Annotated in this window: 10 protein-coding genes; 7 read left to right on the top strand and 3 right to left on the bottom strand. The window is 38.9% G+C overall.

Going from position 1 to position 12764, the window contains the following annotated elements; all coding sequences use genetic code 11:
• Positions 1-60 precede the first annotated feature (60 nt).
• The 3 genes from ABD769_RS17535 to ABD769_RS17525 all read left to right on the top strand — a co-directional run bounded on the left by ABD769_RS17535 (position 61) and on the right by ABD769_RS17525 (position 2477).
• The gene (locus tag ABD769_RS17535; protein ID WP_344852685.1) at positions 61-462 is read left to right on the top strand and encodes a hypothetical protein; all 402 of its coding nucleotides are present in this window, start codon (positions 61-63) and stop codon (positions 460-462) included.
• 80 nt (positions 463-542) lie between these two features.
• A complete protein-coding gene (locus tag ABD769_RS17530) occupies positions 543-1709 on the top strand; it encodes a hypothetical protein (RefSeq protein ID WP_344852684.1) in 1167 nt (388 codons plus the stop codon).
• Between the two features lie 162 nt (positions 1710-1871).
• On the top strand, positions 1872-2477 hold the full coding sequence (locus ABD769_RS17525) for a tetratricopeptide repeat protein (protein WP_344852683.1): 606 nt from the start codon (positions 1872-1874) through the stop codon (positions 2475-2477).
• Between the two features lie 73 nt (positions 2478-2550).
• Here the strand turns inward: ABD769_RS17525 and ABD769_RS17520 are convergent, their stop codons facing one another.
• The 3 genes from ABD769_RS17520 to ABD769_RS17510 form a co-directional block, all read right to left on the bottom strand.
• Complete coding sequence (locus ABD769_RS17520; protein ID WP_344852682.1) at positions 2551-3072, bottom strand: hypothetical protein; 522 nt, start codon at positions 3070-3072, stop codon at positions 2551-2553.
• A 62-nt stretch (positions 3073-3134) separates the two neighbouring features.
• Entirely contained in the window at positions 3135-4952 is a 1818-nt protein-coding gene (locus ABD769_RS17515) for a serine hydrolase domain-containing protein (RefSeq protein ID WP_344852681.1), read from the bottom strand.
• Entirely contained in the window at positions 4939-6573 is a 1635-nt protein-coding gene (locus ABD769_RS17510; protein ID WP_344852680.1) for an amidohydrolase, read from the bottom strand. Before ABD769_RS17510 ends, ABD769_RS17515 begins: the two co-directional genes overlap by 14 nt.
• Before the next feature lie 1224 nt (positions 6574-7797).
• On the opposite strand from ABD769_RS17510, the gene mutL reads away from it, so the two are divergent.
• From mutL to ABD769_RS17490, 4 genes are all read left to right on the top strand, one after another.
• Positions 7798-9636, top strand: coding sequence for a DNA mismatch repair endonuclease MutL (gene mutL / locus ABD769_RS17505; RefSeq protein ID WP_344852679.1), 1839 nt, complete (start codon positions 7798-7800; stop codon positions 9634-9636).
• Between the two features lie 185 nt (positions 9637-9821).
• The gene (locus ABD769_RS17500; protein WP_344852678.1) at positions 9822-10541 is read left to right on the top strand and encodes a rhomboid family intramembrane serine protease; all 720 of its coding nucleotides are present in this window, start codon (positions 9822-9824) and stop codon (positions 10539-10541) included.
• The gene (locus ABD769_RS17495) at positions 10534-11388 is read left to right on the top strand and encodes a rhomboid family intramembrane serine protease (protein WP_344852677.1); all 855 of its coding nucleotides are present in this window, start codon (positions 10534-10536) and stop codon (positions 11386-11388) included. The genes ABD769_RS17500 and ABD769_RS17495 overlap by 8 nt, the downstream gene beginning before the upstream one ends.
• Positions 11388-12500, top strand: coding sequence for an endonuclease/exonuclease/phosphatase family protein (locus ABD769_RS17490; protein ID WP_344852676.1), 1113 nt, complete (start codon positions 11388-11390; stop codon positions 12498-12500). The genes ABD769_RS17495 and ABD769_RS17490 overlap by 1 nt, the downstream gene beginning before the upstream one ends.
• The last annotated feature ends 264 nt before the right edge of the window (positions 12501-12764 follow it).

Here is a 12764-nt window from a genome sequence, read left to right as displayed (position 1 = left end):
ACTTTTATCAAAACCTAATCCGTTAAGTATTAATAGCTTTACTCAACTAAATTTAGGGCAATGATTTTCACTTTCAATTACAGGCACACTGTTCAATTTCTTCTGGTTTTATTGCTTATTCTAACCACCTACATCGGTATTCCTTTAAATGGCGGAGATAAAGGCTGGATGTATGTAAATGGCATATTTCGAGATTATTTAGCGAACAGGACCTATTTCTTAATGTCTTCTGTTCATTTTTCAGTATTTGACTTTTTTGTATTCATCAGTAATATACTTTTATACCTGGCTCCTGTTCTGGTGTTTACCAGGCTTAATAAAATCGGTGCTATTTATATTCCATCCACATTTTTAATATTCAGCCTTATTTATTTTCCGTTAATGATTATTCTGCTTGTTCCTTATCTGGTAATCTGGATTGCTTTACTCCTGTATTCGAGGCGTACGTTGGATAATAGTTAGATAAACTAATCTCTTTTTTGATAAAAGTCAAAAGCTAAGAAAGTAATTCAATATAGTTTTGAGTAAACATTTAACCCGCTATGAAATACTTATTTTTGTTATTGTTAATCGTTTTGCCCTACACTAAATCCAGCGCACAAAGTGTTTCTGATTTTGAAATAGAATTTAAAGAAATAGCCCAGCAGCATTTTCCTGATAAAAAAGTTGATTCCCTATATAAAAAGTACAACCATATATTATTCTGGTTTAATCCCAATAGTCAATTGGCTGCCGGTATGAAAAATATGGAAACTGCCAACTATCCATTAAGCAACTTTAAGCAATCAAATGTTTATAAAGAAAATATTGATGCATTACTCGCTGATACGTTGAATCGAAAATATTCATTTGGATGTTTTCTTGCCTGTGCGGCCAATGATACTTCTAAAACGGACAAAATAACAGCTTTATTAAAAAGGAGTGATTATAAAGATTTCTGGCTTGCTACTATCTTAACTTATTTGCATTCAAAGGATTTTGAACCTATAATAAAATGTATTATCCGCCACAAAGATAATGATGGTACAAGTTACTTAATAGATGATTTTTTAAGAATGGATAAACAGCGCTTAAACAAGTTTGGCATGGATAGTATTAGCAGTAAAGACCGTGTTATTCAATGCCTTGCCATTAGGACTTTAGCTAAAACAGAAAATAGTGCCCAAAAAGAAAAAGTACTTAAAGAAACTGTAATTACAACTGACACAGCTATGAAAGGCTGGGCGATTGCTGTTTTAGCGCATTTACACGCTAAAGAAATGTTTCCTGTTGTAAAGCCATATTTAGCAAATAAAGATCTTCATCAAATTTGTTTAAAGGCAATTGCGAGCAGCACTTCGTTTATTGATATTCAATACCTGGATAGTTTAATTAGAAGTCCGAAATCAGATGATGCATTGTTACATGCACTTTTAAGTTCCGAAAATGATATTTCTTTAAGGAAGTGGTTTGTTCTTGTTAAAGATGAAAAACTTCCGGACAATTACTATATCGACCTTTTTGGAAACAGCTTATTTTATGATGACAGATATTTTGATCAGATATGTGAAATTATCATGAAAACACCCAATGAAAAACAGCTTTATCAACTGATGGATTATTTTAAAAATAAAAAAGATGAGCGATCCATCAACTTTCTTAATAAATGCTTAAATCATCCGGTTGCTTCCGTGAAAGAAAAAGCCAAATATTTTTTAAATAAAAATTGATTATTTAAAGCGATCCGGACATATGGGCTACTCAAGTTTACTAATGGTAAATATTAAATCAACATCATTATTTAACGCCTTGGTTTAACCGCACTGCTATATATTTTTACAAAGTTGAACTAAAAGTTAATTTCATTTATCTTAGAAAAAAAATTAAAATCTATGTATAAACGCTTATTAACCCTCTTGTTTACCTTAACAACGATGCAAACCTGCTTCGCTCAAAGCAAGAGCATTAAAGATCTCTATTGGGATTATTCTCAAATCAGAATGACCGATACCGAGAAACCAAAAGTTATTCAGTTGGCAGAAGAACTGATTAAAAGATCTCCGGAACTTACAAAAACCCAGCTGGGCAATGTGAGTTATCATTTAGGAAGGCTTTATGAAGAAACCGGGCAAACAGAAAAGGCCATCCCACAATATGAAGAAGCCATAAAAATTACGCCGGCCTATTATGTTCCGTACCGTGCCTTAGGTTTTATTTTTGTTAAAAAATGTAATGCTCTAAGCGCCAAAATAAATGAAGCAGGAAAGGCAAAAGATTCAAAATTACAAGGCGAACTTTACGCCCAGTATAAAGTAGTTGCACTTAAAGCATTGCCATATCTGGAAAAATCGCAGGCTTGCGATCCGGATGAAGAAACCAAAACGATTATCACTAATTTGTACCGAAGCCTTAAAGACAATGCTGCTATTGCTTCACTTGATGACAGACTTAAGAAAAATGTAGCAAATTGTGTGAGTTTATTGGAAGACGAGTATTAATACCAGAAGCGAATAGATAAGAGTTGTCAACCTTAGTAAGCAATTAGTCATTAAGGTTGACCGCTCTAAATTTTTAATTCTTCAATAAACTTCGTACGGTAACCTGAGGCACTTCTCCAGCAGGCACAATAAAAATGGCGTCGTTTTCGATTACCTGACCCTGATCGAAATAATAGCCGGCAGTTACCGGCAATAGGGCGGTAATGGCTTTCCCATCCTTATCTTTTGTAGGATAGGTTACATTAATCAGATGGCTTTTCATGCTCACCTGAACCTTTTTTGAGGTTAACCTTGCTCCTGTGGCATTTACACAATCCAATTCTATAATTTTCGAATTACTGATCCCGGTAAGGTCCAGTGAGCTGGCCAAACGAATGTTAAAAGATTTACCGGTATTGTTTTTAACAGAGGCTAAAACTTTATAGCGGTCGAAATTCTGATCTTTTATGGTCAGCTTTTCTTTATTTGTAACAGAATAAGTTACGGCAATTCCGTCTATATTTACAGTTTCACCATCTTTAATCTGCTGTGCATTTGAGGCGGAAGCTATAGCCAAAAAAGGCAGTAAAATTGTTAACGTTCTAGTCCATTTCATAGCATTGATATTAGGTTTATCTTGAAATTAAGCAAAATATTTAAATTGACAGTGCTGCATTATTATTTCTTAGACTCATCAATGGCCTTATTTACCACATCCTGAATTCTTCCCCTGATTTTCAGGTTAGAAAGTTTATCGGTAACGGTAGGATTAACGCGGTTCGACAGAAACACATAAACCAAACCACGTGATGGATCTACCCAAACACAGGTTCCGGTATAACCGGTATGGCCATAAGTTTGTGGCGAAGCCAGTTCTGATGGGTAATGCTTGGTACTGTCCGGATCCCAGCGATCGAAACCCAAACCCCTGCGGCTTACATTCGACTGTTTTGAAGTAAACATATCAACCGTTGAATTTTTGAAATACGCTACCCCACCATAAGTACCGCGGTTTAACAACATCTGATAAATAATGGCAAGATCGTTGGCACTGGCAAACAAGCCGGCATGCCCTGAAACTCCACCTGCCAGCGCTGCTCCCTGATCGTGCACATAGCCTACCAGCAAGGTTTTTCTGAAATATTTATCATCTTCTGTCGGGATAATCTGCTCTGGTTTAAAACGGTTACGCGGCAGGAAACCTGCAGTTTGCATGCCCAATGGTTTATAAAAGTTTTCGTAGGTGTATTGATTGAGCGGCTCTTCGCTAATGTGCTCCACAATATCTTTCATCACATACATGCTGATATCGCTGTACACATATTTACCCCGTGTTTTAATAGGTGCATTGAGCATTTTAGGCCACATAAAATCTTTAAAAAAGCCTTTTTTGATGTAATAATTATCGGCTACTTTGGTAGGATAAGCTGCCGACGAATCTCTGCTGTAATCGCCGGTTTTTACATAATCATGAAAAGGGATGTAAGGAATAAAACCGGCCTGGTGCAACATTACTTCGCGCACCTGGATATTGTTCATTGGTGTAGTACGTGCTTTAGCGATATAAGCGCCAATGTTTGTATCGAGTTTTAGTTTTCCTTCTTCCACTAAACGCATTACGGCCGGAGTAGTTGCGGTTACTTTGGTTACCGAGGCCAGATCGAAAATATCGGTTACTTTATCAGGCACATTAGTATCGTAAGTATGCGTACCATAAGCCTTATTAAAGATTACTTTACCATCTTTAGCTACCAGCACCACAAGACCAGGGGTTGCTTTCTGGCTGATGGCTTCTGCAGCAATGGCATCAATTTCTTTTAAGTTGTTGGAGTTGATTCCGGCATCTTCGGGCACGGTATATTTTAAGCGGGTAGCTGTTGTTGTAAAGCCCGAACCCATGGTATAACGGGCAGAAAATGCTGTGGTTAATTTATTCGCGGCGGCAATACCTCCAAAAATATATTGCGGCACAATTGCAGCGGCATCGGCATTGTTCTGGGCGGTCCATATAATCGGCGATTGCAATAAATCGAATGATTTTAAACCCGGTCCGTTACCAAAGAAAGAGATAATTACTTTTTTATTCTTGCTAATGCTGTTGATAAAGTTGATGTATTTCTCCTTGTTTACATTCTGATCGTCGATGCTGATTAAAATGGTGTTGAAATATTTAAGATCGTCTTCCAGATTGTTCAGATTCAGGCTGTCTTTATACGAATCGGCAGAAAATGAAGTAATTTTATCATATTTATTGGCTAAACTATCGAACACGGCACTGTAAGCAAAGCTTAAACTCACCGAAGCAATATTTTTCTTTTCAAGCGATTTTAGCGGAATAATGGTATCCTGATTATTTAATAATACTGTTGTATTTGATATGGCATTGGCAATGGAAAGTTTCTTTTCGTTTGTGGTATGCTCCTGCGCGCAGGCCATTAAGCATAAAACATTAAAAAAACTCGCCGCAGCCAGGATATACAATTTATTTCGCTTCATATACTTTTTCTCCGTTCAGATAGGTTTTTAAGACTTTGGTTTTTAATATATTCTGTGGTGTTGATTTTAAAATATCGTGGTCGAGAATAACAAAATCGGCCAGTTTGCCTTTTTCTAAACTTCCTTTTTCTTCTTCTTCGAAATTGGCTTTGGCGGCCCAAATGGTCATGCCGCGCAGGGCTTCTTCGGGTGTTAGGGCATTTTCCATCTGAAAGCCTCCTTTCGGAAAGCCTTTTGCATCTTCTCTCACTGTTGCTGCATAAAACGTTAATAATGGATTAATGTTTTCGACCGGGAAATCGGTACCTAAAGGAATCCAACCATTTTGCTTTAACAATTGTTTGTAGGCATAAGCACTTTTTAACCTTTCGGCACCTAAACGCTGCCCGGCCCAATACATATCAGAAGTAGCATGTGTTGGCTGTACGGAAGGAATAATACTGGCTTTGCCGAACAGGCCGAAATCTTTTGTGTTAACCACCTGTGCGTGTTCGATACGCCAGCGCTGATCGTTTTTACCTTTTAAAACTTTATTGTAAATATTGAGGATGACGCGGTTGGCTGAATCGCCAATGGCATGGGTACACATCTGGAAATGATTAGCTGCGATTTTTTGAGCCACTTCTTCAAAATGTTTCTGATTGCTCAACAAAAAACCGGTTTTATTGGGCATATCGCTGTAAGGATGGATTAAACAGGCCCCACGCGAGCCCAAAGCACCATCGGCATAAACCTTAAATGCCCTCACATTTAAGCGGTCGGTTTTTATCGGTCCGCGACTAAATAAATATTTGTAATTATCAGGTTCATCAGAAAGCATTACATAAAGCCTCATTTTGAGTTTATTCTCTTTCTGGAGTTTTTCGATAAAGTCGACCGCCAGATAACTTAAACCGCAATCATCAATGGTAGTTAAACCAGCAGCAAAGCAGTTTTTCTGCGCATCTGTAAATATTTTCTCAGCTAGTTTAGCGTCTGGCGAAGGGATTTTACGTTCTACCAGAGCAACTGCATTATCGATTAAAACCCCGGTTAGTTTCCCGTTTTGCGTTAACATATCGCCACCAACCAGTTTTTGTTCGCCTTTAATGCCTGCAGCATCCAATGCTTTTTGGTTGGCAATTGCAGCATCACCGTCGATGCGGTTTAGAAATACCGGACGACCGGGGAAAAGCGCGGTAAGTTTTTCATTGGTAGGAAAAGCTTTATTTGCCCAATCGTTTTGGTCCCAGCCGTTACCAATCAGCCAGCCATCGGGATGGGTTTTGGCAAAAGCAGTTAAACGGGCCAGCACTTCATCCCACGATTTTGTTTCTCTTAAATCCGCCGTTTGCAGGCTTTGTCCGTAGCCATAAAAATGGGCATGAGCATCAATAAAACCCGGATAAACGGCTTTACCTTCAGCGTCGATCTCTTCTTTAGAAGCATATTTTCCTTTAATCTCATCGTTTTTACCTAGCGAAAGGATTTTACCATTCTTTACGGCGAAAGCTTCAACGGTATCGAAATTGCTATTAACAGTATAAACTTTGGCGTTGTAAACAATTACATCAACTTCCTCTTTTTTGGAGCAGGAAGCGAAAAGCAAAGCCATAAAAAGGCAGGGTAAGATGGATTTCATACCGATAAAGATAGAAAATTGAAAGCATTTGGTTTTGTAAATTCAGCTTTACAGAAAGGACTATTGTCATGCTGAGGCACGAAGCATCTGTAACCGATCAGCACATCTTACCCCTTACCCCGTGGTCTGTGTCCCCACAGACCACTTCTTTTTTCTTCGTTTCGTTAACTATTGATCAGTATTTTTTGCCACGGAGACACGGAAACTCAGAGAATATAGCTTAAGTAGAATAAAATACGTGAATAAGCCGTGCTCTGTGTCTCCACAGACCACTTTCCTTTTTCTTAGCGTTTCGTTAAAACTATTGATCAGTTTTTTGCCACGGAGACACGGAAAATACAGAGAATATAGCTTTAGTAGAATAAAATACGCGAATAAGCTGTGTTCTGTATCCTCACAGAGTACTTTCTTTTTTCTTAGCGTTTCGTTAAAACTATTGATCAGTATTTTTTTGCCACGGAGACACAGAAAATACAGAGAATACAGCTTTAGTAGAATAAAATACGCGAATAAGCTGTGGTCTGTACCCCCCCACAGACCACTTTCTTTTTTTTAAGCATTCGTTAAAACTATTGATCAGTATTTTTTTGCCACGGAGACACGGAAACTCAGAGAATATAGCTTTAGTAGAATAAAATACGCGAATAAGCTGTGGTCTGTATCCCCACAGACAACTTTCTTTTTTCTTAGCGTTTCGTTAAAACTATTGATCAGTATTTTTTTGCCACGGAGACACGGAAACTCAGAGAATATAGCTTTAGTAGAATAAAATACGCGAATAAGCAGTGGTCTGTGTCCCCACAGACCACTGGACTACGAATTTTTGGTTTCCATTATGGGCCTGATTCTTTCCTGCGTACTGCATCACAAGCTTTTGTAAAATAAACCTGATGGGAACGGCATCCCGATTTTTTCTATCGGCATACAGTGTACAGCAGGACTAACCGGAAGCGATTAACGCAGAACCCTGCTTTCCAAAAAAAATAAGGCATTGCTTTTAATGACAATCTTTATCTCCCCTGCATATATTCATTTTTCACCATTTACCATCAGGGATCAAGTAAAAAGAAATCCTTTATCACTAAAAGATTCTTCACTTCGTTCAGAATGACAGAGAAGCAATTAAATCTATTTACCTACAGTCATTTACATGTTGAGTTTTAAACAAATCGGGTTCTTTAAGCTTATTTTGCATAATTTAGCGAATTCACTTTGCCTTAATACATGACTGATATTATTCACTTATTGCCTGATGCTGTTGCCAATCAGATTGCTGCCGGAGAAGTTGTACAACGACCTGCTTCTGCAGTGAAAGAATTGCTCGAAAATTCGATAGATGCCGGCGCAGATAAAATCCAACTGGTGGTAAAAGATGCCGGTAAGGCACTGATTCAGATTGTTGATAATGGCTGTGGAATGAGCGTTACGGATGCCAGGATGTGTTTCGAACGCCATGCTACCTCGAAAGTAAAAAAGGCTGAAGATCTGTTTGCCATCCGCACGATGGGTTTCCGTGGAGAAGCTATGGCCTCTATCGCGGCAATTGCCCAGGTAGAGATGAAAACCCGCAGGCATGAAGATGAAATAGGCACTTGTATTTCTATCGAAGGTGCACAGATAACCAACCAGGAACCTGTTGCTACGCCAGCGGGAACACAGATTTCGATTAAAAATCTGTTTTTTAATACGCCTGCCAGAAGGAATTTCCTGAAAAGCAATCCGGTAGAAATGCGCCACATTTTAGACGAGTTTCAAAGGGTAGCATTGGCGCATCCGGGTGTGTTTTTTAGTCTGCACCACGATGGCGTAGAAATTTTTAACCTGCCCAAAGGCAATTTAAAACAGCGTATTGTCCATCTTTTTGGCAATAATTACAACGAACGTCTGGTTCCGGTTGAGGAGGAAACGACTATCATCAACCTTAAAGGTTATATCGGCAAACCTGCTTTTGCAAAGAAAACCCGGGGCGAACAGTTCTTTTTTGTAAACAACCGTTTCATTAAAGATCCTTATTTAAACCATGCGGTAAGTTCTGCTTTTGAAGAATTATTACCAGATGACAGTTATCCGCTTTATGTGCTATTTATCGAGATTGATCCTTCGAAAATTGATGTAAACGTCCACCCTACCAAAACCGAGATTAAATATCTGGACGAGAAATCCATTTATGCGATCATGAAATCGGCAGTAAAGCGCTCTATTGGTCGTTACAACATTGCGCCAACTTTAGATTTTGATCAGGAAACGGGCTTTAGTAATATGATTACGCACAAAGCGGTTGAAGACATTGTGCCACCGAGTATTAATTTCAACCCTGATTTTAATCCTTTTACCAGCGATAAGAGTTCTGTATCGGGCTACGCTTCATCGCCCAGAAATTATGATGCAAAACCGAGTGCAAAAAACTGGGGCTCACTTTACGATATCACGGAACAGCCTGTTGTTGAGCAAACTTCGATTTACGAGGACGAAACCGTTTTAGAAACTAAGCAAAAGCAGTACATGCAATTGCACAACAGGTATATCGTTTCGCAGATTAAATCGGGATTAATGGTAATCGACCAGCAAATGGCACATGAGCGGATCCTTTACGAGCGTTTTCTCGTACATCTGGATGACCGCAAAGGCGCATCGCAGCAAAGTTTATTTCCACAAACCATTACACTTAACGCCAACGATTTTGAACTGGCCAAAAGTTTACTGGATGATATAAAAAGTTTGGGCTTTGATGTACGTGAGTTTGGAAAAAATACGTTGGTAGTAGAGGGCGTTCCGGTTGATCTGGGCAGCAGCAACATTAACGAAACACAGTTATTTGAACAATTGATTGAAGGGTTTAAAAACTCGCAGCAAGAGCTAAAACTGAGCAAACGCGATAGCCTGGCCCGGAGTTTGGCAAAGAACAGCGCCATTAAAGCCGGCACAAGCCTTGGTCAGGAAGAAATGAATACGCTGATTGATGAGCTTTTTGCCTGCAAAACCCCTAACTTTAGCGTGAGTGGGAAACCGGTAATCCAAACCATTACTTTAGCAGAGCTGGATAAGAAGTTTGAGAAGAACTGAGAAGTTTGGAGTCCTAAGTCAGGAGTCTTTAGTCTAAAGTCGGAGGTCCGAAAGTCCGAAGACGGAGGTCCAGAAGGCCCAGGTTTGGAGTTCGGAGCTTGGAGTTCGGAGACAATTAACCGATTAACCAGTTTAAACAATTAACCTGCTCAAACAATTAAACAATTAACCGATTTTAAAAATAAATGAACAACATACATATTCCACCGGTAGTAAAAAACCTGCTGATTATTAATATTTTATTTTTCGCGGCTACTTACCTGTTAACGAGCCTTCATCTGGAAGATATACTGGCCGTTTACTATTTCGATTCGCCAAAGTTCGAAATATGGCAGCCCATAAGTTACATGTTTATGCACGGTAATTTAGCACACATCTTTTTCAACATGTTTGCGCTGTATTCGTTTGGAAGTTTACTGGAATCACGCTGGGGGGCAAAGAAATTTTTAATATTTTATTTTGTAACGGGCTTGGGTGCCCTGTTTTTACAATGGGCAGTGCAAGCTTTCGAGGTTCATCAGATATTAGGAACTTTTACAGCACAGAATAAGTTAAACCTAAGTGATTTATACAATGCAACCGAAGCTTCGCCAGCTAAAATTAAAACGTTATTCGGCATATATTTTGGCGGAATGCTAGGTGCATCGGGGGCTATTTTCGGTTTACTGGTTGCTTTTGGCATGCTGTATCCAAATGCAGAATTATTAATCATGTTTATCCCAATTCCGGTAAAAGCAAAATACATTATACCCATTTACATCCTGGTAGAATTATCTCTGGGTGTAGCACAGTTTGAAGGCGATTCTGTTGCACATTATGCCCATTTGGGTGGTGCATTAATCGGCTTTATACTTGTTAAATTATGGAAAGATAAAAACGATACATTTTATACACTCTATGAATAATACTTTCAAAGATTTAAAATACAAGGTTTTTCAATCTGGCAACCCGATATTCTTTTACATTGGCATTAATGTGCTGTTATTTCTGATCATCGCCATTGTTGGGGTATTTAGCTGGCTCAGCGGCAAGGGAGATTTGATTAGTCCGCTGGTTAGAGAATATGTGGGCTTACCGGCAAGCATCACCAAATTACCCGAACGTTTTTACACAGTATTTACCTACATGTTTATCCATGATGGGATTCTGCACATCCTGTTTAATATGCTCGGATTGTTCTGGTTCGGCAGCATATTTATGAATTTTTTAAAAAGCAGGCAATTCCATTTTGTGTACCTGGCGGGTGGTTTATTCGGAGGGTTATTTGCAGTTGCAGTATTAAATATATTCCCGGTATATGCAGGTGGATTAGCGGGTGTAACCATTGTTGGTGCCTCTGCAGCGGTAATGGCCATTATTTTTGCGGCGGCAACGCTGGTACCTAACTACACCATTATGCTGTTCATTTTTGGGGAAGTTAAAATTAAATGGATTGCCATTGTGTATTTCGTTCTTGATTTTCTTGCCATCGGATCGGTAAATGCAGGAGGAAGTTTGGCCCATATTGGTGGTGCGCTGCTTGGTTTTGTTTTTATTAAACGCCTGCAAAGCGGAAGCGACTGGAGTAAAATGTTCGGGCGCAAACCTAAACTAAAGGTAGTACGTAACGAAAAACCGGTTAAAAAGCCAGAGTTTAAAGGTGGTGTTTCGCAACAGGAAATTGATGCCATTTTAGATAAAATATCTACTTCGGGATATGATAAACTAAGCGCTGTAGAAAAAGAAAAACTGTTTAAGGCAAGTAAAGATTAATGGCTACAAAAAAGAAGAAGTACAGTTTTCTGGATAAACTCCTCCTGCCCATTGCTGTTGCACTGGCCATAGCCTTGCTTTTGGGGGTGCTTGCCGGGAATATGGATCCGCGCAAACATGCACTGATAGCTTTTTTTGGCCTTGCCTACCCCTTCGTTTTATTTGGTAATATTATTTTTCTGATCTGGTGGTTTTTAAGTAAAAAATGGATTTTCGCCATTGCCACCGTTCTGGTTATTGCCATTGGCGCCAAAACGTTAAAGGCAACCTTTGCCATTGGTGGCGATGAAGGTGGTGCAGAAAAAACAGAAAACAGCATCAGGATGATGACCTATAATGTACATAGCTTTAAACTTTACGGCGAAGACAATACCGAATCGGTGAAGGAAAAAATGCTTCAGGTAGTTAAAGACCAAAATCCGGATATCATCTGTTTTCAGGAGTTTTTTACCCGTTATAAAGGGGCTTTTGATATTGTTGATAGCTTAAAAGTATTGCTGAACACTAAATATTATTACTTCGTTCCAACCAATAAAAACGATTACGAAGCCACTGGTTTAGCCATATTTTCAAAATTCCCCATTAAAAACTCAGGTAAAATCCCTTTTGTTACCGGCTATCCGGGTAACATGAGTATTTATACCGATTTAAACATTAAAGGAAAAACATTAAGGATTTATAATGTACATTTCCAGTCTATTTCTTTTGAAAAACAGGATTACGAATACCTGGATAAGGTAAAAGAAATGAATACAGAATTAAAACCATCCAGACGGATTTTGAGCATGCTGAAAAGTGCTTTTTTAAAACGCAGCGGTCAGGTGGATATTATGAAAAAGGAAATGGCTGCCTGTAAAACGCCTTACCTTATTGCAGGCGATTTTAATGATACACCGGCTTCTTACGTGGTTACGCAGATTACGGCCGGATTGAACAACAGCTTTATTAAAAAGGGAAATGGTTTTGGCAAAACCTATAATGGCAAGTTCCCCAATTTTCAGATCGATTATATTGCTACTTCTAAAGAATTAGAGGTGCTGAACTACAAAATTACCCAGGCCAAATTATCCGACCATTTCCCGGTACGGAGCGATTTGAGGTTTTTGCCTTAGTTTATTTTACGATTATTCCCGTTGACTTCAGTCAACGGTTATTTATTTTCATTTTTGCGATTGCTTCAAAAACCCTTGTTAATAAACCCGATTGAGCGGAATAGCCCGCAGCGTAGCGAGGACTATAAGCGAAAGCGGGACTGCCAACTGCCAAGAACCACAAGCCAATCATTTTCTAATTCTATTTCGCATTTTATTCTCGTTGACTGAAGTCAACGGCTATTGGCTAACGGAGCCTAAACAAAAAATTTTCTTACCATACAT

The sequence above is a fragment of the Pedobacter jeongneungensis genome (assembly GCF_039538295.1).
Lineage (GTDB): Bacteria > Bacteroidota > Bacteroidia > Sphingobacteriales > Sphingobacteriaceae > Pedobacter > Pedobacter jeongneungensis.
Note: the sequence above shows the minus strand (reverse complement) of the source record. Positions and strands in the feature narration are given on the sequence as shown.

Coding starts and splice junctions, on each gene's coding strand:
- ABD769_RS17535 (WP_344852685.1), top strand. CDS start 61: ATGATTTTCACTTTCAATTACAGGCACACTGTTCAATTTCTTCTGGTT.
- ABD769_RS17530 (WP_344852684.1), top strand. CDS start 543: ATGAAATACTTATTTTTGTTATTGTTAATCGTTTTGCCCTACACTAAA.
- ABD769_RS17525 (WP_344852683.1), top strand. CDS start 1,872: ATGTATAAACGCTTATTAACCCTCTTGTTTACCTTAACAACGATGCAA.
- ABD769_RS17520 (WP_344852682.1), bottom strand. CDS start 3,072: ATGAAATGGACTAGAACGTTAACAATTTTACTGCCTTTTTTGGCTATA.
- ABD769_RS17515 (WP_344852681.1), bottom strand. CDS start 4,952: ATGAAGCGAAATAAATTGTATATCCTGGCTGCGGCGAGTTTTTTTAAT.
- ABD769_RS17510 (WP_344852680.1), bottom strand. CDS start 6,573: ATGAAATCCATCTTACCCTGCCTTTTTATGGCTTTGCTTTTCGCTTCC.
- mutL (WP_344852679.1), top strand. CDS start 7,798: ATGACTGATATTATTCACTTATTGCCTGATGCTGTTGCCAATCAGATT.
- ABD769_RS17500 (WP_344852678.1), top strand. CDS start 9,822: ATGAACAACATACATATTCCACCGGTAGTAAAAAACCTGCTGATTATT.
- ABD769_RS17495 (WP_344852677.1), top strand. CDS start 10,534: ATGAATAATACTTTCAAAGATTTAAAATACAAGGTTTTTCAATCTGGC.
- ABD769_RS17490 (WP_344852676.1), top strand. CDS start 11,388: ATGGCTACAAAAAAGAAGAAGTACAGTTTTCTGGATAAACTCCTCCTG.